The following is a 23,932-nucleotide window of genomic DNA, read 5'->3' on the forward strand; positions in this document are numbered from 1 at the left end:
ACGATGCTTGGCTCAAGCGGTCAACTGTTTGATGGCGCCTTTGATCTGCGCCACGCGCGCCGCGAGATCCGGCATGTTGGCGGTGATCTTGAGTTTGTCCTGGCCATTGAGCTTGATCTGGCGGTTTTTTTGTATCAGCTCGATGATGCGCATCGGATCGATCGGCGGTTTGGCCATGAACTGCAGCGTGGCCGCTTCGCCGTGGGCGTCGATCTTGATGATGCCCACCGTCTTGGCGGCGATGCGCAGGCGGTGCGTTTCGATCAGCGCCTTGACGGCGTCGGGCAGCTTGCCGAAGCGGTCGATCATCTCTTCCTGCATGTCGTCGATCTTGTCCTGCACGTTGCAGTTGGCCATGCGTTTATAAATGGACAAGCGTTCGTGGACGTCGCCACAGAAGTCGGCCGGCAGCAGCGCCGGCACGTGCAGGTTGATCTCGGTGGTGGTGGCCAGCGGCGCGGCCAGGTCGGGTTCCTTGCCGGCCTTGAGCGAGCGCACCGCCTCGTTGAGCATGTCCGAATACAGCTGGAAGCCGATTTCGGTCATCTCGCCGGACTGGCTGTCGCCCAGCACCTCGCCGGCGCCGCGGATTTCCAGGTCGTGCATCGCAAGATAGAAGCCGCTGCCCAGTTCCTCCATCTGCTGGATGGCGTCGAGGCGGCGCTGCGCCTGTTTGGTCAGCGACTGCACGTCCGTCACCAGCAGGTAGGCGTAGGCCTGGTGGTGCGAGCGGCCCACGCGCCCGCGCAGCTGGTGCAGCTGCGCCAGGCCGAACTTGTCGGCGCGGTGCATGATGATGGTGTTCGCGGTCGGCACGTCGATACCGGTTTCGATAATCGTGGTGCACAGCAGGATGTTGAAGCGCTGCGCCACGAAGTCGCGCATGACCTTTTCCAGGTCGCGTTCGTGCATCTGGCCGTGGGCTACGGCGATGCGCGCCTCCGGCAGCAGTTCGGTGAGCATCGCCATGCGGTTCTGGATGGTCTCGACCTCGTTGTGCAGGAAGTACACCTGGCCGCCGCGTTTCAGTTCGCGCAGGCAGGCTTCGCGGATGATCGATTCGCCCTCGCTGCGCACGAAGGTCTTGATCGCCAGGCGCTTTTGCGGTGCCGTGGCGATGACCGAGAAGTCGCGCAAACCTTCGAGCGCCATGCCCAGGGTGCGCGGGATCGGCGTGGCGGTCAGGGTCAGCACGTCGACTTCGGCGCGCAAGGACTTGAGCGCCTCCTTCTGGCGCACGCCGAAGCGGTGCTCCTCGTCGATGATGACCAGGCCCAGTCGGGTGAACTTGACGTCGTCCGACAGCAGCTTGTGGGTGCCGATGACGATGTCCAGCGTGCCGTCGGCCATGCCCTTGATCGCTTGCGTGATCTCCTTGCCGCTGCGGAAGCGCGACATTTCGGCGATGCGCACCGGCCAGTCGGCGAAGCGGTCGGCGAAGGTTTGCGCGTGCTGCTCCGCCAGCAGCGTGGTCGGCGCCAGGATGGCGACCTGCCGGCCGCCCATGACGGCGATGAAGGCCGCGCGCAGGGCGACCTCGGTCTTGCCGAAGCCGACGTCGCCGCACACCAGCCGGTCCATCGGCTTGCCCGACGTCATATCCTTGATGACGTTGTTGATCGCCTCCTGCTGGTCCGGCGTTTCGTCGAAGCCGAAGCTGTCGGCGAAGCGCTCGTAGTCGTGCGCGGAATATTCGAACGCGTGGCCTTCGCGCAGCGCGCGGCGGGCGTACAGGTTCAACAGCTCGGCGGCGGTGTCGCGCACCTGCTCGGCGGCGCGGCGCTTGGCCTTTTCCCACTGGCCCGAACCGAGCGAGTGCAGCGGCGCGTCCTCCGGCGAGGCGCCCGAGTAGCGCGAGATCACGTGCAGCTGCGACACCGGCACATACAGCTTGGTGTCCTTGGCGTATTCCAGGTGCAGGAATTCGGTTTCGCCTTCGCCCAGGTCCATGCTGGTCAGGCCCATGTAGCGCCCGATGCCGTGGTTGATGTGCACCACCGGATCGCCGATTTTCAGCTCCGACAGATCGCGCACCATCGACTCGACCTGGGTGACGGCTTCCTGCTTCTTCTTGCCGACGCGGCGGCCCGAACCCGCATACAGCTCGGTCTCGGTGATGAAAATCAGGTTCTCGTTCGGTGTCGATAGTTCGAAGCCGGCGTGCAGCGGGGCCACGCCCAGGGCCAGCCTGGCGTTCGAGGTGGCGAAGCCTTCGAAGCCCTCGACCGGCGTGAGCGCCAGATCGTATTCGGTGAAGTACTGCTGCAGCGTTTCGCGGCGGCCGTTCGATTCGGCGCAGATCATCACGCGGCGGCCCGCTTGCAGCAAATAGGCGCGCAGATTGGTCAGCGGGTCGTCGCTGTGGCGGTTGACGGCGATGTTGGGCACCGGGGCGGACAGCTCCGAGGCGCCGCTGTCCGCGTCCTTGGAGATCGCCAGGCGGGCGTAAGGTTTGGCCAGCGTGAAGAACTGCTCGTCCGACAGGAACAGCGCCTCCGGCGGCAGGATCGGGCGTTCGCGGTCGGCCTTCAGGAAGCGGTAGCGCGAGCCGGTGTCGGTCCAGAAGCGTTTGATGGCGGCGTCGATGTCGCCCACCAGGGCCAGCGCGGCGCCTTGCGGCAGGTAGTCGAACAGCGTGGCCGTGTCTTCGAAAAACAGCGGCAGGTAGTATTCGATGCCGGCCGAGGCGATGCCGCTGGTGATGTCCTTGTAGACCACCGAGCGCGAAGGATCGCCTTCGAACTGCTCGCGCCAGCGGCTGCGGAAGGTGGTGCGCGCCGCTTCGTCCATCGGGAATTCGCGGCCGGGCAGCAGACGCACCTCGTTGACCGGGTACAGCGAACGCTGGGTGTCGGCGTCGAAGGTGCGGATGGTTTCGATGGTGTCGCCGAACAGGTCGAGCCGGTAGGGCAGCGCGGAGCCCATAGGAAACAGGTCGATCAGGCCGCCGCGCACCGAGTATTCGCCGGGCGACATCACCTGCGTCACGTGGGTGTAGCCGGCCAACGTCAGTTGCGACTTCAGGCGCGCCTCGTCGAGCGACTCGCCTTTTTTGAAGAAGAAGGTGTACCCCGCCAGGAACGACGGCGGCGCCATGCGCACCAGCGCCGTGGTGGCCGGCACCAGCATCACGTCGCACTGGCCGCTGGAGATCTCGTGCAGGGTGGCCAGGCGCTCGGACACCAGGTCCTGGTGCGGCGAGAAGGCGTCGTAGGGCAGCGTTTCCCAATCCGGCAGCAGGTGGCAGCGCAGCTTGTCGCCGCCGAACCATGGAATCTCGTCGAGCAGGCGTTGGGCGTCGCTGGCGTTGGCGACGATCACGGCCAGCATCTGGCCCTGCGACTTCAGTTCGAGCGCGGTGAGCGCGAGCGCGTAGGCATCCGACGAGCCGTGCAAGGTGGGCAGGGCGAAGCGGTTACCGGGCTTGGGAATCGATTTGGCTAAGACTAAGGGCACAATAGGGGCGACGCAGATTTAACGGTTACGGGTGGTTGGTCAACGGTCAGGGGGCGCCGCCGTGGCAACGCCGATGCCGACATTATAGACGATGCCCGCCCGCGCCGTGGTCCGGCCTGACCCGGGGTTGGACGGCGATCAGATGGCCAGCTTGGGCGGCCGGTTGGCCACGCCGAACGGCACGTGCACCATCGGGATGTTACCGCCCACCGACTTCAAATGACTAAGCTGGTCGTCGAAGAAGATATGCGGCTTGAAGATGGCCAGCACCCGCGATTTCTCCATGCCGCCGAGGAAAAACGTCTCGTTGGCGGACACGCCCCAGCTTTTGAGCGTGGTGACGACGCGCTCGTGCGAGGGCGCGCTGCGCGCCGTGATGATGGCGATGCGCAGGATCTTTTTGTAGCCCGGGTCGCGCCGCTGCGCGCGTTCCTCCAGCCGCTGCATCAGCGACAGCTTCTGGAACAGGTCGGCCAGCGGCCCCGGCTGGTGCGGGATCGCCACCCGTTCGCGTTCGTGGGCGTGGAATTCGTCGACGTCGTTGTTGCGCTTGAAGACGGTCTCGGACTCGTCGTCGGCGATCACGCCGTCGAAGTCGAAGGCCACGCGCAGCTCGGTGTCGTCATCGTCGTCCTCGGTGCGCGAGGGCAGCACCAGGCCGGCCGGATAATTGGCCTCAAGCGCGTTGCGCACGTCTTCCTCGTTGGCGCTGAGAAACAGCGAGGTGTTGAAGGCGGGCAGGTAGGTGTAAGGCGACTTGCCGGTGACGAAGCAGGCGCGCGAGATGTCGAGGTTGTAGTGGGCGATCGAATTCATCACGCGCAGGCCGGTTTCGGGCGAGTTGCGCGACAGCAGCACCACCTCGACCGGCGACGATTGCGCGTAGTGCTTGTTGATGCCGAGGAAGCGGCGGATGAACGGAAAAGCCACGCCCTTGCCCAATATCACGTCGATATGCTGCTCCTGATACTTACGGTATTCCTCGGCGCCGCCTTCCAGGTAGATCTTGTGGGATTCGGTCAGGTCGAACAGCGCGCTGGACGCGATGCCGATGACCAGTTTGTGCTCAATTGGGTAAGCCATGGTTGCAGTGGAAAGGTTGCTGTGCCGGGTTGCTAGAAGTGCCACTCTACCCGATTCGCACGGATAACGGCGGGCCTATCGGAAATTTCATCGCAGCAACTGTTCGATTGGTTCTATACTGCGCTGTTTTTGACCAACCAGCGCTCATCGCGGACATCGGCGTGCTTCATCTCGAAACCCTGTTACTGGTTCACTTGTGCGTGACCCTGCTGACCACGGCGCTGGTGGCGGCGTCCGCGAACTATGCGGACAGTCCGTCCGAACTGCGCTGGTGGGCGGCGGGCAATGTCTGCGTGTCGGCGGGCGTGGTCATGACGCTCGTGGAGACCTTGCCGCCGCTGCTCACCAGCGTGGCAGGCTACGGCATCATCGCCTTCGGCTTGGCGCTGGTGCTGCGCGGCTTGCGCGTGTACGGCGCCGCCACCTTGTCGTGGCCGATGATCGCGCTGATCACCGTTATAGCTCTGCTGGTTCCCGGTTACTACACCTTGGTCGAGCCCAGCCGTTGCGCGCGGCTGGTGTTTAGCGGCTTCTATTTCGGCGCGCTCGATTTGTGGTGCGCCGCCGCCATCGCTCGGCATGGCGGCTGGCGGGTCAATTGCATCGGCGTGACCGGCTTCGTCGCGCTCGGTTGCGCGCTGCTGCTGCGCGGCACGCACGTGCTGCTCGACACCGATTTGTCCGACCCGGCCAACGCGCTGATGATGGGCGTGACGGCGCTGGTGATCCCGCTAGCGCAAATCTGCATCTCGTTCGGGCTGATCGTGATGGTGATGCGGCGTTACGCCGAGCGCCTGCGCCGGCTGTCGACGCTCGACACCTTGACCGGCACGCTCAACCGCGCCGGCCTGGAGCTGCAGGGCAAGCGGGTGGGACTGCGGGCCCAGCGCGGCGGGCGCAGCCTGGCGGTGGTGATGATCGACGTTGATCATTTCAAGGCGATCAACGATAACCATGGCCACCTGGTCGGCGACGAGGTGTTGCGCCATTTGTCGGCCTTGCTGAGGATGGAGTTGCGTCCGCACGATGTGCTGGCGCGCTTCGGCGGCGAGGAGTTCGTGCTGGTGCTGGACGATTTGAACCTGGATGACGCGCTGCGGCTGGCCGAGCGTTTGCGTGCGGGCATCGAGCTGACCGTTGCGGCCATGGGCGATGTGACGGTGCGCTTCACCGCCAGCCTTGGCGTGGCTTGCTCGGATCAGCATGGGTACGACCTGATCCGACTGATTTCGGTCGGCGACGCGGCCTTGTACGAGGCCAAGCGGGCTGGGCGGAACCGCGTGACCGCCGGTTAAATTGCTGCGGTGCCGCGCCGGTTGCGATTGTCCCCGGCGCGCCACACCATGTGCGATAACTGTTGACGTGCAATCCGCCGGCCCGCATATTGTCTGTGATTCGAACAATAAGCAAGCCACCTCGTGGCGTAGCGGTACAGTGAAGCAGCCCCCGTGGCTGCTTTTTTTTGCTTTTTTTTTGTGATACGCCTCAAACGAAGCGCGGGTGGCGCGTGTTAACTTGGTCGTTCCGCCCGTCCACCGAGGAGCGATCATGCCTGCCAACAACGAAGAGAATCCAATTGAAAACGCGCCCCGTGGCGCCTATGATGGACGTGTCGAAGTGCGTCTCGCCGTGGTCGAGAAACGCATGTCGGCGGTGGAGGTGGATGTGGCTGTGATACGAACCAGCTTTGCGACCAAGGAGGATGTTCAGTCGCTGCGCAATGAGATTCATGTGCTTGGCGAGCGCGTCATGGCCGCCTTATATGAGCAGAAGCTTGAATTCAACGTGGCGCTCGCGCGGCAGAGGGATGATTTTAATTTGGCGCTGGCTAAGCTCCGCGAGGAGTTTCAGTCCGGGCTGGCGCATCACCGCGAAGCGGTCACCGCCGCCTTGACACAGCACCGCGACGAGGTAAATGCGATGCTCGCGAAACAGCGCGAGGAGTTTACAGATGCGCTGGTCGCACTGCGCGAAGACTTCAAGGATGCGTTGGTCGCACAGCGCGAAGAGTTCAAGGATGCGCTGATGTCACAGCGCGAAGAGTTCAAGGATGCGCTGATGTCACAACGCGACGAGTTTAAAGATGCGCTCGTTGCACACCGCGACGAGTTCAGGGCCGCGCTCGTCGAGCAGCGCATCGACCTGTATAAAATGCACGCGTCCCACATGTGGAGATTGTATGGCTTCGCCTCGCTGCTGATGACCGGCGTCTACTTCATCGCGCGCTACGTCGATTGAGCCGCTGTCACACCGCGCTGACGATGATGGTCACTCGGCGGTTCTGCGCGCGCCCGGCCTCGGTGCCGTTGTCGTCGATCGGCCGCGCGTCGCCGTAGCCGACGCGGCGGATGTTGCTTTCCTTGAAACCGGCCGCCACGAACACCTGCGCGGCCGCCGCCGCGCGGCGTTCCGACAGCGCCTGGTTGTAGGTCGCCGCGCCCCGGTTGTCGGTATGTCCCTCGATACTGAGTTCGCTGACGCCGACCGACAACAGCACGGCCGCCGTGGCGGCGATGTCCTTCGCGCCCTCGTCGGTCAGCTTGTCGCTGTCGAAGCCGAAGGTCACGCGTCCGCCCACCTCGCCGCCGCCGTCGGTGCTCAGGCTTTTTTCCCAGCCGCGCGTGGTCGGCTTGAATCCGAGCGACTGCAGCGCCGCCTGGTGCGCCGTGATGACCGGCGCGGCCGGCTCGACCGGTTTGGGGGCGGCGCAAGCGCCCAGCAGGCCGGCGGCCAGCGCCACGGCCGCGAGGTTGAACAGGGCTGTCGAAGCCCGGCGATGAAATACGGTCATGGTGTCGATTATTCTATAACTTGTGGTTGAAAAAGTGCGTCGCTGCCGCGCGCGCGGCTTTTGGCCGCGTACATGGCCGAGTCCGCCGAGCTGACCAGGGCGTCGATGCTGTCGCCGTGGTCCGGGTAGATGGCGCCGCCGATGGTCACGCCGAGCGGCAGAATTTGGCCGTCTGCCAGCCTTAGCGGCTGCAGCAACGATTGCCGGATGCGCGAGATCGACGACAGCACGTCGTCCGAGTCGCCGATGGGATACAGCAGCACGACGAACTCGTCGCCACCCTGGCGCGCCACGAAGTCCGTTTCCCGCACCGAGGCGCGCAGACGCTGCGCCAGGGTCTCGAGCAGGACGTCGCCGACGGCATGCCCCATCGAATCGTTGACCTGCTTGAAGCGGTCCATGTCGATGAACAGCACGGCGGCTCGTTCGTCCATGCTGCGGCAACGCGCCAGCATCTCGCGCAGGTGCTCGACCAGATAGCGGCGGTTGGGCAGGCCGGTCAAACCGTCATGCAGGCTGGTATGGCGCAGGCGCAGGTTGGCGCTGCTCAGTTCCTCATGGCGCTCGGCGATTTCGTGCTGGTGCGATTGCAGCTCCGTCAGCAGGTGGTTGAAATCCTCCGCCAGCGTATTGATTTCCACCACCGTGCCGATGTCGGCCCGCGAGTCGAAACGGCGGTGTTCGCGCAACTCCTTGGTCAGGCGCACCAGCGCGGACACCGGTTCGACGATCAGCCGCGCCAGCCGGTGCGACCACCACCACGCCGCGACCGCGCTCAGGGCCAGCGACGACAGCACCGCCGCCAGCAGGCCGGCCAGGGAGTCGAGCAGGACGCGGCCGTCGGAGCTGAGGCGCACCTCGCCCAGCGGCCGCGCGCCGGCCGCGACAGGGGCCGATACCGACATCGGCAGCAGCCACGCGGCGACCCGGCGCGCCAGCGCGTCGTGGTGGCCGGCCGGCGGACGACGGTAGTGCAGCAGCACTTCGCCGCGCCGGTCCAGTACCTCGACCGTGGCCAGTTGCTCGCTGTCGGCCAGCGGTTTGACCAGCTCCATCAGGGCGTCGGTGTCCTTGAAACGCAACGCCGGCTCGCCGGCGTAGGCCAGCGAACGCGCCGCCAGCGACAGCGCGTGGGTGGCCTGCTGTTGCAGGCTGTACAGCGCCACGCCGCCCATCAGGGCGGTCGCGCAGCCGAGCGCCACCAGCACGCTGCGCCATTGGCCGCGCCGCACCAGCGCGGCGATGCTCTGCGGTGCAGGCCTCATCGCGCCGCTCCGTCGCGCACACCGAGCTGCAACATGCGCGGATTCAGGCGCAGGCCGCTGAAGGCGATGGCGTCGAGGTTGGCGCGAAAGCGCAGTCCCTTCGCGCCTTCAATCAGGCAGATCTGGCCGGAGTAGGAACAAAAATTCTCGCCCCGGCCCAGGGTCAAAATGGGGCGTTTATTCAATTTCAACAACAGTCCTTGCTGGGCGGCCGTGGGCATGTCCGGGAACAGCACCGCCTGGCAGCCGAACAGCTCGGCCGCCAGCGCCGGCTCCATGCGGCGCATCGCGACCTTGAGTGGCGGCGCCGGCGTCATGGCGGCGAAGGCCGCGGCCAGCGCGGCGGCGCCGGCGTCGTTGTCGCCCAGGCACAGCGTGATCGGCTCCGGCGCCCCCGGCCAGCGGGTGTATTGGACGATGCCCAGCACCAGATCGGCCAGCTCGTCGACGTTGGCCGTGTTCTGCGCCAGCGCCGGCCCCGGCAGCTGAGGCAGCACCGCCGACATGACCGCGATCAGGAGGCGCCGGACGGGAAGGGGGCGGAGGAGTTGCAAGGGAGCCGGATGGTCGGGGTGGAGTGAAGGTGGAATTTTGCTGTTATTGTGTCCGAAAAACAAGTGAAATATGGGTAAGGCAGCAATTTGTCGGGAGGGGGCGCGGGAGGCTTGTGCTAAGATGGACGAATACGTTATTAATAAAACCACATCAGAGACTATCTTGCGGGCACAATTCGACTTGGAACAATTCCAGACCATGACGCCGCTCGACGGCGTCAACATCTGGTCTTATCTGCTGGACCGCAATGCCGAGCGCATCACGGTAAAACGCCGCAAGCCGGCGCTGGAGAACCTGGAACGCATCTTCAACGCCACCTTCAAGCTGGCAAACGAGGTCGGCTTCCGCGCGATGAACCTGCGCGACCTGTGCCACGAGACCGGCCTGTCGATGGGCGGCCTGTATGGCTATATCAGCAACAAGGATCAACTGGCGGAGATGATCGAGGACGTGGTGCGCCACGCCACCCACGAGATGCCGCGCCTGTTCGACGAGCTGGTCGAGCCGCTCGACAAGCTCGAGGCGCTGATCCGCGCGTCGATCTACGTGTCCGAGATTTTGCAGCCGTGGTTTTATTTCGTCTTCATGGATTCGCGGGTGCTGCAGGCGCAGCACCGGCACACCGCCAAGGCGTCGGAGTTGTACGTGCAGTCGCTGTTCGCCGACGTGATCGCGCGCATTCCCGGCCGTCCGCCGGGCAGCGCGGACCTGGTCGCGGCGCACATCATGGCCACCTTCCAGGACTGGTACGTCAAGCGCTGGAAGTACCGCGCCGCCAATGTCACGCCCGACATGTTCGCCGACAGCGCCGTGCGGATGATGCGCGGCTATCTGTCGGCCTGACCGTCCCTGTCGCCGGCTTACCGGCCAACTTTATTGGCCGCGCGGCACCGGCACCGGCACCGGCGCGATGTTCTCGGCGCCGGTCGACATCGGCACCATGTTCTCGGCGCCTGGCGGCGTTTCCTCGATGTCGAGCGTGGTGCGCGCCGCGTCGCCGGTGAATTCGTCGTACAGCCACTCGCCGCCGACCTGCGTCATTCCCGCCGGGACCGGGCGATCCTGCGGCGGACGGCCCTTCATCGCCACCTTCATGTAATCGATCCAGATCGGCAGCGCGACGGTGGCGCCGAACTCCTTGCCGCCCAGCGATTTCGAATCGTCATAACCCATCCACGACACCGCCACGATGCCGCCGCCGTAGCCGGCGAACCAGCCGTCGACCGCTTCGCTGGAGGTGCCGGTCTTGCCGGCCATGTCGTGACGGCCCAGGCGCGCCACCGCGCCGCCGGTGCCGGTGCGCGTGACTTCACGCATCATGCTGTCGGTGACGAAGGCGTTGCGCGGATCGATCACGCGGGCCTCGTCGGGCAGGGTGGTGCGCGGCTTGGTTTCGCTGATGATCTTGCCGTCGCCGTCGACGATTTTGGCGATCAGATACGGCTCGACCGCGTAGCCGCCGTTGGCGAACACCGAGTAGGCGCCGGCCATCTGCGCCGGCGTGACCGAGCCGGTGCCCAGCGCCATGGTCAGGTTTTTCGGATGCTTGGCCAGGTCGAAACCGAACTTGCCCAGGTAGTTGTGCGCGTAAGGCACGGTGATCGAGCGCAGGATGCGCACCGACACCACGTTCTTCGACTCGGCCAGCGCGTAGCGCATGGTGATCGGGCCGTCGAACTTGCCGTCGTCGTTGCGCGGGCTCCACGGCTCGTTGCCCGTTTCGGCGCTGGTCAGCTCCAGCGGCGCGTCGTTGAGCAGGGTGGCCGGAGAAAAGCCTTTTTCCAGCGAGGCCGAATAGACGAAAGGCTTGATCGCCGATCCGGGCTGGCGCCAGGCCTGCGTGACGTGGTTGAACTTCTGCAGGTTGTAATCGAAGCCGCCCACCAGGGCGTGGTAGCCGCCGCTGACGGCGTCGATGGACACGAAGGCCGCCGCCACCAGCGGCACCTGCGAAATCGACCAGGCGTCCTTATTGCCCTGCATGATGCGGATCACCGCGCCGGGGCGCAGGCGCACGGCGTCCCTGGCCTTGTCGGTGAGGGCGTTGGCGGCCAGGCGCAGGCCGTCGCCGGTGATGGTGATCTCCTCGCCGGCGGGGTTCTGCACCTTGACCGCCTTCGGACCCGCTGCCAGCACCACGGCGGGAATCAGGCGGTCGCTGCTCGGGCGCTTCTGCAGCGCCTCCTCGATGGCGTCGTCGCGCTCCTCCTCGTCGGCCGGCAGCGTGATGAAGGCCTCCGGGCCGCGATAGCCGTGGCGCTGGTCGTAGTTGAGCACATTGCGGCGCACCGATTCATAAGCCGCGTCCTGGTCCGCCTTGAGGATGGTGGTGTAGACGCTGATGCCCTTGGTGTACGAATCCTCCTTGAACTGGGCATAGACGGCCTGGCGCGCCAGTTCGGCCACGTATTCGGCGTGGGTGTCGAACTGCTGGCCGCGGGTGCTCACGCGCAAGGTCTGGTGCAGCGCCTTCTGGTACTGGTCCTCGGTGATGTAATCCAGATCGCGCATCGACTTGAGCACCACGCGCTGGCGTTGTTTGGCGCGTTTCGGATTGACCGCCGGGTTGTGGCGGGCCGGATTTTGCGGCAGTCCGGCCAGCATGGCCATTTCGGCAACATCGAGTTCCTTGAGGGATTTGCCGAAGTAGGTCTGCGCCGCGCTGCCGAAGCCGTACGAGCGCTGGCCAAGGTAGATCTGGTTCATGTACAGCTCCAGGATCTCGTCCTTGCTCAGCGCCGCCTCGATCTTCAGGGCCAGCATGATCTCGTTAATTTTACGGCTATAGAATTTATCGCGCGTCAGGAAGAAATTGCGCGCCACCTGCATGGTGATCGTCGAACCGCCCTGGCGGCGCGCGCCGCCCAGGTTGGCGCGCGCTGCGCCCATCGCGCGCCGCCAGTCGAAACCATTGTGGTCGTAAAAACGCTTGTCCTCGATGGCCAGCACCGCATTCTTCATCAGTTCCGGCATGTCCTTGATCGGCACGAAGTCGCGGTGTTCCTCGCCGAATTCGCCGATCAGGGCGTTATCGGCGGTATAGATGCGCAGCGGGATCTTGGGCCGGTAGTCGGTCACGGCGTCGAGCGCGGGCAGATTGGGGGCGACGATCAGCAGCAGGTAGCCCAGCAGCAGGGCGCCGGCGATCAGGGCGGCCACGCCGGCCACGATAAAACCTCGGATGGCGTTACGGCGGGTCATCCATTTGGGTAGTGCGATAGGGGAAGCGGTCAAAGCTTGATCTCATGAGGTAACTGTTGGCCCGATTATAGACCATCAAAATTTGCGTTCGCTTAAACGGAACGTGGCTTTTTGGGGTGGAATGGGTGCGGCACCCTATGAGGAATGGCAAATTTCACGTAACGTAGAGTAACTTAGAGGGTTTCTAGTTAATTTGGCTATACAACCGGGGAAGACATGGCGGAACCGCAGCACACACTCGATTGCGATGTCCTGATAGTGGGCGGCGGCATCAACGGCGCCGGCATCGCGCGCGACGCGGCGGGGCGGGGACTATCGGTGGTCTTGTGCGAGAAGGACGACCTGGCGTCGCATACTTCGTCGGCGTCGACGAAGCTGATACACGGCGGCCTGCGTTATCTGGAATACTACGAATTCAACCTGGTGCGCAAGGCGCTGATCGAGCGCGAAACGCTGATGCGCGCCGCCCCGCACATCATGTGGCCGATGCGTTTCGTCATGCCCCACGCGAAAGGACAGCGCCCGGCGCTGCTGATCCGGGCCGGCTTGATGCTCTACGACCTGCTGGCCAAGCGCGAGCTGCTGCCCGCGTCGTCGGGCGTCAACCTGCGCTGCCACGCGGCCGGCAAGCCGCTCAAACCGGAGTTCCAGCGCGGCTTTATCTATTCGGACGGCTGGGTCGACGACTCGCGGCTGGTGGTGTTGAACGCCATCGACGCCTGCGAGAAGGGCGCCACCATCCTGACGCAGGCGGTCTGCAATTCGTTGGTGCGCAAGGCGGCCGACTGGGAGGCGACCTTGTACAAGCCCAGTTGCGGCAATATCCGCGTCAACGCCCGCTACGTGGTCAACGCCGCCGGCCCCTGGACGGCCGACCTGCTGCACGCGGCGCTGCCCAAGGAGGGCGGCGGCAACCTGCGCCTGATCAAGGGCAGCCATATCGTCGTCAAGCGCATCTTCGAGCATGACAACGCCTATATCTTTCAGCATCCGGACGGGCGCATCGTCTTCGCCATTCCGTATGAGCGCGATTTCACGCTGATCGGCACCACCGACCTCGATTATCACGGCGACGCCAACCAGGTTGCCATCGGCGAGGACGAAATCTCCTACCTGTGCCAGTTGGCCAGCCAGTATTTCGTCAAGCCTATCGTGCCGGCGGACGTGGTGTGGACTTATTCGGGCGTGCGCCCGCTGGTGGAGGATGGCGCCGACGCAAAGGCCGTCACGCGCGATTACCGGCTGGAGGTCGACAGCGACGGGCCGCCGATGCTTAGTGTTTTCGGCGGCAAGATCACCACCTTCCGCAAGCTGGCCGAGGAGGCGGTCGATTTGATCGCCAAGTCGCTGGACAACCGCCACGGCGGATGGACGCACAACGCCTGCCTGCCGGGCGGTGACGTGTACGGCGCCGAGCCCCAGAACAAATCGGTGCTGCAGTTCGATGCGTGGGTGCGCACCATGCAGGCGCGCTATGCGTGGTTGCCGCCGCTGCTGGTGCTGCGCTATGCGCGGGCTTACGGCACGCGGATTCATACGCTGCTGTGCGACCGCAACGATGTGGAGGGCATGGGTGAGCAGATCGCGCCGGGGTTGTACGCGACGGAGGTTGAATACCTGCGCCGCTACGAGTGGGCGCGCACGGCGCAGGATATCCTTTGGCGGCGCTCGAAACTGGGCCTGCATCTGCCGGCGGATACCGCCGACAAGCTGCAGGACTGGTTGAACGCCAATCCGATGCAGCGCACGTGATGCTGGTCGGGTTAATCACGTAGGGCGGATTAGGCGGAACGCCGTAATCCGCCAATCCATGAGCCGTCGAGACGCATGCATTGGCGGATTACGCTTCGCTAATCCGCCCTACGTGGTTTAGATTGACGCTTGGTCATTCGTAGGCGCCCAGGCGGCGTTGCTCTTCCGGGCTGAAACTCTGGTCGCGCAGGTGCTGTAGCGCGGTGGCTTGCTGTTGCGCCGGTTGCGCCAGCAATGTCGCGCGCTGCGTTTGATAGGCGCCGATGCGGGCTTTCCACGCCGCCTCGTCGCGGTCGACGTCGGCCAGACGCGCGGCCGCCTCCGGTGAAAACGTCGCCGCGCGCAGGCTGTAGACCTCATTGTCGCCCGCGCCGCCGGCACGCAGCCGCGCCACCGATTCCTCCAGCCGGATGATTCTGGCCGGCGCCTCTCGCTCCTCGCGCAATGCCGCCGGCATGCGCTGGTCAAGCGCCGCCACTTTCGCCTGTTTTTGCTCCCCGTTCAAGGTCTTGTCGACGGCCACCTCCAGCCGTGCCACCGCGTCGTCGTCCGCCATATCGATCGCGCTGAACAGGCCCGCGCTTTGCTCCGGCGTGAAATACGTCGAACGCAGGGCGCGCATCGCCGCCAACCGCGCGCGCGCCGACTGCGCCACGTCTCCGGACGGCGCCAGCTTCGCTTCGATGCCCGCCAGCGCCTGTTTATAGGCCAGGTAACTTGACAGCAGCAGCTTGGCCTGCCGCGCCGGGCCGGGCGCGAGGCGGCGATCGAGCTCCCGTTCGATCTCCATACGGATCGCGCCCAGGTCCTTCTCGCCCAGGCCCGCCAGGTAGTAGTCGAACAGATGCCCGAGCTCCGCGTCGACCACCAACTGTTCGCCGGCCAGCGTTTTGATGTCGCCGTCCGGGCGCGTGCCTTCCATCGACGGCACGAACGCGAAGGGGCCGGAACCGGGTTGGCGAACCTGCGCCGGCGCTGCGGGCGCCTCGTCGCGGCTGAAATACAGCGCGCAGCCGGCCAGCAGCAGGACGGCCACACCGGCTCTCTTCACGTTCGTGTGCATGCCGCGCTCCTAGAGGCCAAGTCCCTGCAGGCGGTTGGCCTGCTGGCGGTAGACCGTCACCGGACTGGTTTCAAACAGGCTGACCAGGCCGGCCGTCTGGTTGACCTCGTCGAGATGGTTCATCGCGTAGTCGTCGCGGATCACGCGGCCAAGATGGCTGGAGCAACTGGCGACCAGGCCATCGTTCTTCTCGCCGTTGAAGGCCAGCGCCGTCAGCGCGAGCGGCGCGTCGAGCGGGTCGAGCAGGTTGGTGAGCTGTTTGCCGCCGCTCCAGGAGAAGTAGTAGACGCCGCGCTCCTGATAGGCGCCTTCGCCGCAGGCCGACAATGGCACGCCCTCCGGATGACGGCTGTTGAACGCCAGCGAACCGGCAGTGGTGAGCGACGTCATGGCCGCCGTGGCGTCCTGCGGCTTGCCGGTGTTGTTCGACACGATGCTCATCAGATTCGCCACCGCGCCGAGCACCACGGTGCTGGCGCCGGGAGCGTTATCCATCAGGATATCGGCCACCTTCGAGCCCTTGTTCACGCCGCCCACGCTGGTGACCGAGGCCACCAGGTCCGGCCTGACCGAGGCCACGTAGCGGGCCGTCGGGCCGCCGTGGCTATGGCCGATCAAATTGACCTTGGCCGCGCCGGTCACCGCCAGGACTTGCTTGACCTGGGTGAGCATCTGCTCGCCGCGCACTTCGGTGCTGTTGGCGGCCGAGACGGTCGTCACGTAGACATTGGCGCCGCCGCTGCGCAGGGCGGAGGTGATGCCGTAAAAGTACTCGAGCGGTCCGACGCTCTCGAAGCCTAAAAAGCCGTGCACCATGACGATCGGGTACTTGGTTTGGGTGTAGCCGGCCGCCCAGGACGGGACGGGCAGGGCGGTGACGGCGATAAGGGCGATTGATACGTATTTCCAGAAGCGATTCTTCATTTTGTCTCCATTTGTTATTTTTTAGGAAATGAGATGCTGGGAAGTCGCCGGCGCCAGGTCAAAAACAAAGCAAGCGCTCGGTAATGGAATGTAGCACCGTTATTCGGGGAAAGCATGACGCGGCGCAATAACGTGGTAAAAACGATGAAGAGCAAAAAAAATGCCGCCCGGTGTCACGTGGGCGGCATCGCGCTCCCTGGCGGGAGCGGGTTACTGTGGCGTGCGGCTTATTTCACGCCGTGCATCAGCTTTTGAATCAGCGGTGCGATCAGGAACAGCAGCACGCCGCCGGCCATCAGCGAATAGAAGCCGAAGGTGTAGCCGGACAGCGCCGACGTCACCGACATGCCGCTTTCGCCGGACACCGCCGAGGCGAAGATGCCCGACAGGTTGTTGCCGATACCGGTCGACAGGAACCAGCCGCCCATGCCCAGGCCGACGAGGCGGGTAGGCGCCAGCTTGGTCACCATCGACAGGCCGATCGGCGACAGGCACAGCTCACCGATCGATTGCAGCACGTAGACCATGAACAGGGTCCAGAACGGGATCTTGTTGTCGATATCGACCAGCATCGACAGCGCGTACATCAGCAGGCCGAAGGCGGCGCCGTTGAACAGCAGGCCAAGACCGAACTTGCGCGGGATCGATGGATTCTTGCTGCGCATGGCGACCCAAATGAAGGCGATCAGCGGCGCGAAGGTGATGATCGCCAGCGAGTTCACGGTCTGGAACCAGGCCACGGGGAAGGTCCAGTTGAACATTTCGCGGTCGACGATTTTCTCGGCCAGGAAGGTGAACGAGCTGCCCGCCTGTTCGAAGAACATCCAGAACATGATATTGAAGAAGAAGATCAGCAGCATGGCGATGACGCGGTCGCGCGCGACCTTGCCGTTCTTGATCCCTTCGACCATGAGCATGACCGCCAGCAGGATGAACAGCACCGTCAGCACGCCCTGCAGGCTCTTGGCGCCCGCCGCGAGCAGCATGTAGACCACCGGGATCACGCACAGCGAGCCGATGATCACATACAGCAGGCGTTTCGGATCGCCGGTTTGAGCATCCGTGGCGCCGATGCCTTTCAGATTGCGGCGGCCGATGAAGAACCATATCAGGCTAATCAGCATGCCGACGCCGGCCGACATGAACACCACTTTGTAAGCGGGCATGCCGTTGGTGCCGAAAATCGCCGTGGCGAGCCACTCGGTCAGCACCGGGGCGACCATCGCGCCGGAGTTGATACCCATGTAGAAAATGGTGAAGCCGGAATCGCGGCGCGTGTCGCCGGTGGAGTACAGCTTGCCGACCATGGTCGAGATGTTCGGCTTGAACATGCCGTTACCGACGATGATGGTGGCCAGGCCGAACTTGAACACCGTCTGGTCGGGGAAGGCGATCATGAACAGGCCGGCGGCCATGAAGGCCGCGCCGACGAGGATGGAGCGCTGGTATCCCAGCACGCGGTCGGCGACATAGCCGCCGAACAGCGCGGCGGCGTAGACCAGCGCGAGGTAGGAGCCGTAGACCAGGTTGGCGGCCGATTCGCCGGACGAATCGCCGTTATAGAATTGTGCGACGACGTAGAGCACGAGCGCCCAACGGATGCCGTAGAAAGCGAAACGCTCCCAGAATTCGGTCATGAACAACATCCAGAGCGGGGCCGGGTGGCCCATGATCTGTTTGAACTCGGGAATAGCGACTTCCGTGTTGGTGGTGGTAGCACCGCTCATGCGGCTTCTCCTAATTTATGATCGATTAAAAGTGTCTCCGGCCCCCTTGTGGGGGGCCAAATTGGGCGCCATTTTAATCTACAAACGCGGCGCGACCTACTTTTTGTAGCGGTCGCTGCAAGATCGTGACATTTGTGATAATAAATCCCGAAACGGCGAAGATTATATGCGGCGCACAATCTCCGCCCCCACAGATTGCCGAGTTGTCGTATATTGGCATTGCAGGCCTACTACGTGACATCGAATCTGAATAAGGATTTACGCAACATGGAACATGACGTTATCGATACTTTGATTTCGCCCGAAGGACAGCTGGAGATCCTTTCGAAGGCGGAAGTGAACAAGCTGCTCGACACAAGCCAGGGCGGCCTATATAACGTCTTTCGCAATTGCGCACTGGCCGTGCTCAATTGCGGCAGCACCATCGACGACGGCAAGGAGCTGCTGGAGCGTTACGAGTCCTTCTCGATCAGCATCGTGCAGCGCGAGCGCGGCATCAAGCTCGATATCAAGGGCGCGCCGGCGATCGCCTTCGTCGACGGCAAAATGATCAAGGGCATCCACGAACACCTGTTCGCGGTGCTGCGCGATATCGTCTTCGTCAGCAACGAGGTGACCGATACGCAGAAGTTCGACATGAGCCGCACCGAGGACATCACCGACGCGGTCTTCCACATCCTGCGCAACGCCGGCGTGCTCAAACCGATGCTCAATCCGAACCTGGTGGTGTGCTGGGGCGGACACTCGATCAACCGCGCCGAGTATAACTACTCGAAGGAAGTGGGCTATCAAATGGGCCTGCGCGACCTCGACATCTGCACCGGCTGCGGCCCGGGAGCGATGAAAGGCCCGATGAAGGGCGCCACCATCGGCCACGCCAAGCAGCGCCTGGCCCACGGTCGCTATCTGGGCATCACGGAGCCGGGCATCATCGCCGCCGAATCGCCGAACCCGATCGTCAATGAGCTGGTGATCATGCCGGACATCGAAAAGCGCCTGGAGGCGTTCGTGCGCACGGGTCACGGCATCGTCGTATTCCCGGGCGGCGCCGGCACGGCGGAGGAAATCCTGTACATCCTGGGCATCCTGCTGCACCCGGATAACGCGGAGATTCCGTTCCCGCTGGTGTTCACCGGACCGGAGACGTCGCGCGAGTACTTCGTGCAGATCAACCAGTTCATCCTCGACACCCTGGGACCCGAGGCGCAGCAGCGCTACAAGATCATCATCGACGATCCGGAACTGGTGGCGCGCGAGATGCAGGCCGGGATCAAGCAGGTGCGCGAGTTCCGCAAGAGCCGCAGCGACGCGTATTACTACAACTGGGGCCTGAAGATCGACCGCGAATTCCAGAAGCCGTTCGCGCCGACGCACGAGAACATGCGCAACCTGAGTCTGCACAAGAACCAGGAAGTGCATCTGCTGGCGGCGAATCTGCGCCGGGCGTTTTCGGGTGTGGTGGCGGGTAACGTCAAGGACGAGGGCATCCGCGCGATCGAAAAGTTCGGCCACTTCGAGATCCATGGCGACAAGGAGATTATGGGGCCGATGGACGCGCTGCTGGCGTCGTTCGTCGAGCAAAGCCGCATGAAGTTGGCGGGCAAGGCGTACACCCCCTGCTACCGAGTGATCCAATGATCACGTAGGGCGGATTAGCGCAGCGTAATCGGCCATGCAAGGGCCGCTGGCGGCTCATGGCCGATTACGCGCTGCGCGCTAATCCGCCCTACGTGTCTCCGTAGTCAATCACGCCGGCCAATCCCTTTGGCCGCGCCCCTCCATCTCGCGATCGATGTAGAACGCCGCGCTGACCAGCGCCAGATGGGTGAACCCTTGCGGGAAATTGCCGATCAAGTTCGCGCGTTCGTCGAATTCCTCCGCATACAGCTGTAGGTGATTCGCATATTTGAGCAGCTTTTCGAAGATCATCCGCGCCTCGTCCATCCGTCCGGCGCGCGCCAGGCACTCCACATACCAGAACGAACACGCCGAGAACGCTCCTTCTTTTCCAGGCAGGCCGTCATCGCGCTTGTAGCGATAGACCATGCCGTCATCGGTGAGTCGCTTGCCGATGGCGTCCAGGGTGGCCAGCCAGCGCGGATCGGTGGCGCCGACGAAGCGCACCAGCGGCATTAATAGCAGTGCCGCGTCCAGATCCTTGCCACCGCGCTCCTCGACGAAATGTCCCAGCTTCTCGTTCCAGAAATTGGACCAGATGTCATCGTGGATCGCGTTGCGCACCTTGATCCAGCGCGTGAACGGCGCCGCCAGCGAGCGTTTGCTGGCCAGCCGTATCGCGCGGTCGATCGCCACCCAGCACATCAGGCGCGAGTGCAGGTGATGGCTTGGCGGGCCGCGCACCTCCCATATTCCCGCGTCGGCTTCGTTCCAGTGCCGGCACACATAGTCGATCACCCGGCACGCCCCTTGCCAGCGGTCGTGCGAAATCGCCTCGCCGTACTTGTTACTCAGGTAGATCGAGTCCATCAACTCGCCGTAGATATCGAGCTGCAGTTGGGTGACGGCGTCGTTGCCGATGCGGACCGGCGCCGCGCCGTCATAGCCGGATAGATGATCGAGCGAGCGTTCGGGCGCGATCTCTCCGCCGTCCAGCGCATACATGACCTGCAGTTGTCCGCCTTTGCTGGAGTGGAGCGCGCGGTCACCCAGCCAGCGGTAGAAGTCCTTGGCTTCGTTGTGATAGCCGAGCCGCATCAGCGCGTAGATCGAGAACGACGAGTCGCGTATCCACGCGGCGCGGTAGTCCCAGTTGCGCACACCGCCTTTGGCCTCCGGCAGCGCGAAGGTCGCGGCGGCGGCGATGGAACCATGGCGGCGCGAGGTCAGTAGCTTGAGCACCAGCGCCGAGCGGGTGACGGCGTCGCGCCATCGGCCCTTGTAGGTCGATTGCGCCGCCCACGCGCGCCAGCGGACGATGGTGGCGTCGATCAACTGGCCGATGGTGTTGGCGTCGGCCGGGTCTTCGTCCGGTTCGTCGAGCATGAAGGTCACGCTCTGCCCGGCGCGCAGCACCACATTGGCGCTCGCCTCGCCGTTGCCCTTGACGAAATCTGCGTCGCCGCTCAGGCGAATCGACGGATTGCCTTTGCCGGAAAAGATCACGCCGCCTTTCTTGATCGCGACCGACGGCACCACGCGCGCGTAATCATAGCGCGGCGCACAGCGCATGCGGATGGTGACGGTGCCACGGGTGGCGGTCACGCGCCGCACCAGCCGGGTAGGGGCCTCGCCGACGTCGCTGGTGTCGATCATCAGGTCGGTGATTTCGGCACTGGCGTCGCTGCCCATCCAGCGGGTCAGCAGTACGTTGGTGTCGGGCAGGTACATCTGCACGACGCGCGGATCGCCGATCTCCGGCGTCAGTTCGAACACGCCACCTTTTTCCGCGTCGAGCAACGCGGCGAAGATGCTGGGACTGTCGAGGTTCGGCCAGCACATGTAGTCGATGGCGCCGTCGCAGGCCACCAGCGCGACGGTGCCAAGGTTGCCGATCACGCCGTGGTCGGCGATGTCACGCTCGGCGCGTTCCCTGGTTTTCGGCTTGGTCTTGGCGGACGATTTGCCCTTGGCGCCGGCTGCCATCAGCCGTTGTCCTCGAAGCCCGGATACAGCGACATGCCACCGTCGACGAACAGCGTGCTGCCGACCACGTAGTCCGCCAGGTCGGAGGCCAGGAACAGCGCCGCGTTGGCGACATCCTCCGGCTTGCCCACGCGGCCATACGGGATCAGTTTAAGCAGTTCCGGAGTGCCGCCATCGGCGGTCACCTCGGCGTTGATCGGGGTCTTGATGGCGCCCGGCGCGATGGCGTTGATGCGGATTTTTTCGGGCGCCACTTCCTGCGCCATCGTTTCCATCAACAGGTGCACGCCGCCCTTGGATGCGGCGTAGTTGACATGGCCGGCCCACGGGATGCGCTGGTGGACGGAACTCATGCAGATGATCTTGCCCAGTGCGCGCGAGACCTCGCGCTGTCCCTGTTTGCGGAACAGGCGCACGGCTTCGCGCATGCACAGAAATTGGCCGGTCAAGTTGGTTTTCAGGACGCCTTCCCATTGTGCCAGGGTCATGTCGGCGCTGGGCGCGTCGTCCTGGCGGCCGGAGTTGGCCACCACGATATCGACGGTGCCGAAGCGCTTGGCGGCCGCGTCGAACAGGGCCAGCACGTCCGGCTCTTCGCCGACGTCCGCCTGCACCGCGATGGCCTGTCCGCCATCGGCGGCGATCAGGGCTACCACTTCGTCGGCCTGGTCCTTGTGGCTGTGATAGTTGACGACGACGTTGGCGCCGGCCTTGGCGAATGCCAGCGCGATGCCGCGTCCAAGTCCGGAGTTTGCGCCGGTGACGATCGCGGTCTGGTTTTGCAGCGTGAGGTGCATGATGGGCTCCTTGCGACGGATATCGGCCCATTCTAGGCCTGCCCGGAAATTTCCGCAGCGCGCCTATCATGTCGTAACGCTCCCACCGCACACAAGCGGCCAAATCGCAGGCGAAAAAAAACCGCCCGGAGGGGCGGTCCTGGCGAAGCGATTACTCTTCGCGGCGCAGGTGCGGGAACAGCAGCACGTCGCGGATATTTGGCGAGTCGGTGATGATCATAATCAGGCGATCGATGCCGATACCGCAACCGCCGGCCGGCGGCATGCCGTATTCCAGCGCGCGGATGTAGTCGGCGTCGTAGAACATCGCCTCTTCATCGCCGGCGTCCTTGGCGGCGACCTGGGCCAGGAAGCGGGCCGATTGGTCTTCGGCGTCGTTCAACTCCGAGAAGCCGTTGGCGATCTCGCGGCCGACCATGAACAGCTCGAAGCGCTCGGTGATGCCTTCGCGGGTGTCGGAGGCGCGCGCCAGCGGCGACACTTCCACCGGGTAGTCGATGATGTAGGTCGGTTCCCACAGCTGCGATTCGGCGGTCTCCTCGAACAGCGCCAGTTGCAGCGCGCCCAGACCGGCGGTGGCGAACGGCTTGACGCCGAACTTCAGCAATTCCTTCTTGATGAACTCCGGATCGTTCAGCTGCTCCGGCGTGTAGCCCGGCGCGTACTTGTTGATCGCTTCGACGATGGTCAGGCGGTGGAAGGCCTTGGCCAGGTCCAGTTCCTTGCCGCCGTAGGTCAGGGTCGCGGTGCCGTGGGCGTCGATGGCGGCCTGGCGGATGATCGCCTCGGTGAAGTCCATCAGCCAGGTGTAGTCGGTGTAGGCCGCGTAGAACTCCATCATGGTGAATTCAGGATTGTGACGGATCGACACGCCTTCGTTGCGGAAGTTGCGGTTGATCTCGAACACGCGGTCGAAGCCGCCCACGACCAGCCGTTTCAGATACAGCTCGGGCGCGATACGCAGATACATCTGCATGTCCAGCGCGTTGTGGTGGGTGATGAAGGGTTTGGCCGAGGCGCCGCCTGGAATGGCGTGCAGCATCGGCGTTTCCACTTCCATGAACTCGTTCTTTTCCATGAAACGGCGCATCGACGAGATGGCGGCGGTGCGCGCCTTGAAGGTGCGGCGCGTTTCCTCGTTCATGATCAGATCGACGTAGCGCTGGCGGTACTTGGTCTCCTGGTCGGCCAGGCCGTGGAACTTGTCCGGCAGCGGGCGCAGCGACTTGGTGATCAGCCGCAGCTCGCTGACCTTGATGGTCAGTTCGTCGGTCTTGGTCTTGAACAGCGTGCCGACCACGCCCAGGATGTCGCCCAGGTCGTAGTGGTGCAGCGCGGCCATCGCGGCTTCGCCGGTCAGGTCCAGGGTGGCGTAGATCTGGATCCGGCCGTCGGCCTTGGGGCCGGAGGCGTCCTGCAAGGTGGCGAAGGCGGCTTTTTTACCGGCTTCGCGCTTGAGCATCATGCGGCCGGCCAGCACCACGGTGACCGGATCGGCTTCCAGCTCTTCACGCGACTTGCCGCCGTATTGCACGTGCAGGTCGGCCGCCTTGTGCTGGGGTTTGAAGTCGTTCGGGAAGGCGACGCCTTGTTCGCGCAGGGCGGCCAGCTTGGCGCGGCGCTCGGCGATGATCTTGTTTTCGTCGGGCGGGGTGGCTGATGCGCCTGCTTGTTCTTGAAGATCCGTAGTCATGGTCTGTTTCTAGGTTGAGGTG

17 protein-coding genes are annotated in these 23,932 nt (G+C 64.1%); 5 read left to right on the forward strand and 12 right to left on the reverse strand.

What is annotated here, in order from left to right:
* Nucleotides 1-12 precede the first annotated feature (12 nt).
* Together mfd and AC07P1_RS29055 are read right to left on the reverse strand one after the other, a co-directional pair.
* The gene (gene mfd, locus AC07P1_RS29050) at nucleotides 13-3,456 is read right to left on the reverse strand and encodes a transcription-repair coupling factor (RefSeq protein ID WP_494699107.1); all 3,444 of its coding nucleotides are present in this window, start codon (nucleotides 3,454-3,456) and stop codon (nucleotides 13-15) included.
* 138 nt (nucleotides 3,457-3,594) lie between these two features.
* Entirely contained in the window at nucleotides 3,595-4,539 is a 945-nt protein-coding gene (locus AC07P1_RS29055) for a 5'-nucleotidase (protein WP_494699108.1), read from the reverse strand.
* Nucleotides 4,540-4,700: 161 nt separating this feature from the next.
* Here AC07P1_RS29055 and AC07P1_RS29060 point away from each other — a divergent pair, with 161 nt between their 5' ends.
* Together AC07P1_RS29060 and AC07P1_RS29065 are read left to right on the forward strand one after the other, a co-directional pair.
* The gene (locus AC07P1_RS29060; protein ID WP_494699109.1) at nucleotides 4,701-5,834 is read left to right on the forward strand and encodes a GGDEF domain-containing protein; all 1,134 of its coding nucleotides are present in this window, start codon (nucleotides 4,701-4,703) and stop codon (nucleotides 5,832-5,834) included.
* A gap of 253 nt (nucleotides 5,835-6,087) precedes the next feature.
* Entirely contained in the window at nucleotides 6,088-6,777 is a 690-nt protein-coding gene (locus AC07P1_RS29065) for a hypothetical protein (RefSeq protein ID WP_494699110.1), read from the forward strand.
* Between the two features lie 7 nt (nucleotides 6,778-6,784).
* Here the strand turns inward: AC07P1_RS29065 and yfiB are convergent, their stop codons facing one another.
* From yfiB to yfiR, 3 genes are read right to left on the reverse strand one after another with little or no spacing between them, the layout of a single operon-like run.
* Nucleotides 6,785-7,330 carry an outer membrane lipoprotein YfiB gene (yfiB, locus tag AC07P1_RS29070; RefSeq protein ID WP_494699111.1) on the reverse strand — a complete coding sequence of 182 codons (546 nt, stop codon included), beginning with the start codon at nucleotides 7,328-7,330 and terminating at the stop codon, nucleotides 6,785-6,787.
* Nucleotides 7,331-7,338: 8 nt separating this feature from the next.
* Nucleotides 7,339-8,595: a diguanylate cyclase DgcN/YfiN gene (gene dgcN, locus AC07P1_RS29075; RefSeq protein WP_494699112.1), complete on the reverse strand. Its 1,257-nt coding sequence runs from the start codon at nucleotides 8,593-8,595 to the stop codon at nucleotides 7,339-7,341.
* Complete coding sequence (gene yfiR, locus AC07P1_RS29080; protein ID WP_494699113.1) at nucleotides 8,592-9,101, reverse strand: regulatory sequestration protein YfiR; 510 nt, start codon at nucleotides 9,099-9,101, stop codon at nucleotides 8,592-8,594. The genes dgcN and yfiR overlap by 4 nt, the downstream gene beginning before the upstream one ends.
* A 211-nt stretch (nucleotides 9,102-9,312) precedes the next feature.
* On the opposite strand from yfiR, the gene AC07P1_RS29085 reads away from it, so the two are divergent.
* The gene (locus AC07P1_RS29085) at nucleotides 9,313-9,993 is read left to right on the forward strand and encodes a TetR/AcrR family transcriptional regulator (RefSeq protein WP_494699114.1); all 681 of its coding nucleotides are present in this window, start codon (nucleotides 9,313-9,315) and stop codon (nucleotides 9,991-9,993) included.
* 30 nt (nucleotides 9,994-10,023) lie between these two features.
* Here the strand turns inward: AC07P1_RS29085 and AC07P1_RS29090 are convergent, their stop codons facing one another.
* Nucleotides 10,024-12,351: a penicillin-binding protein 1A gene (locus AC07P1_RS29090; protein WP_494699188.1), complete on the reverse strand. Its 2,328-nt coding sequence runs from the start codon at nucleotides 12,349-12,351 to the stop codon at nucleotides 10,024-10,026.
* Nucleotides 12,352-12,567: 216 nt separating this feature from the next.
* Here AC07P1_RS29090 and glpD point away from each other — a divergent pair, with 216 nt between their 5' ends.
* Nucleotides 12,568-14,103, forward strand: coding sequence for a glycerol-3-phosphate dehydrogenase (gene glpD / locus AC07P1_RS29095; RefSeq protein WP_494699115.1), 1,536 nt, complete (start codon nucleotides 12,568-12,570; stop codon nucleotides 14,101-14,103).
* Nucleotides 14,104-14,236: 133 nt separating this feature from the next.
* Here the strand turns inward: glpD and AC07P1_RS29100 are convergent, their stop codons facing one another.
* From AC07P1_RS29100 to AC07P1_RS29110, 3 genes are all read right to left on the reverse strand, one after another.
* Nucleotides 14,237-15,166, reverse strand: coding sequence for a lipase secretion chaperone (locus AC07P1_RS29100; RefSeq protein WP_494699116.1), 930 nt, complete (start codon nucleotides 15,164-15,166; stop codon nucleotides 14,237-14,239).
* Nucleotides 15,167-15,175: 9 nt separating this feature from the next.
* Nucleotides 15,176-16,090, reverse strand: coding sequence for a lipase family alpha/beta hydrolase (locus AC07P1_RS29105; protein ID WP_494699117.1), 915 nt, complete (start codon nucleotides 16,088-16,090; stop codon nucleotides 15,176-15,178).
* A 227-nt stretch (nucleotides 16,091-16,317) separates the two neighbouring features.
* A complete protein-coding gene (locus AC07P1_RS29110; RefSeq protein WP_494699118.1) occupies nucleotides 16,318-17,817 on the reverse strand; it encodes a peptide MFS transporter in 1,500 nt (499 codons plus the stop codon).
* 267 nt (nucleotides 17,818-18,084) lie between these two features.
* Here AC07P1_RS29110 and ppnN point away from each other — a divergent pair, with 267 nt between their 5' ends.
* Nucleotides 18,085-19,455, forward strand: a complete 1,371-nt coding sequence (gene ppnN / locus AC07P1_RS29115) for a nucleotide 5'-monophosphate nucleosidase PpnN (protein WP_363502691.1) — start codon at nucleotides 18,085-18,087, stop codon at nucleotides 19,453-19,455.
* 108 nt (nucleotides 19,456-19,563) lie between these two features.
* Here the strand turns inward: ppnN and AC07P1_RS29120 are convergent, their stop codons facing one another.
* From AC07P1_RS29120 to lysS, 3 genes are all read right to left on the reverse strand, one after another.
* Nucleotides 19,564-21,420: a glycoside hydrolase family 15 protein gene (locus AC07P1_RS29120; protein WP_494699119.1), complete on the reverse strand. Its 1,857-nt coding sequence runs from the start codon at nucleotides 21,418-21,420 to the stop codon at nucleotides 19,564-19,566.
* Entirely contained in the window at nucleotides 21,420-22,217 is a 798-nt protein-coding gene (locus AC07P1_RS29125; RefSeq protein ID WP_494699120.1) for an SDR family oxidoreductase, read from the reverse strand. The genes AC07P1_RS29120 and AC07P1_RS29125 overlap by 1 nt, the downstream gene beginning before the upstream one ends.
* A gap of 151 nt (nucleotides 22,218-22,368) precedes the next feature.
* Nucleotides 22,369-23,910, reverse strand: coding sequence for a lysine--tRNA ligase (gene lysS, locus AC07P1_RS29130; RefSeq protein WP_494699121.1), 1,542 nt, complete (start codon nucleotides 23,908-23,910; stop codon nucleotides 22,369-22,371).
* Between the last annotated feature and the right edge of the window lie 22 nt (nucleotides 23,911-23,932).

The organism is Duganella sp. GW821-FHT07F09 (assembly GCF_059418705.1).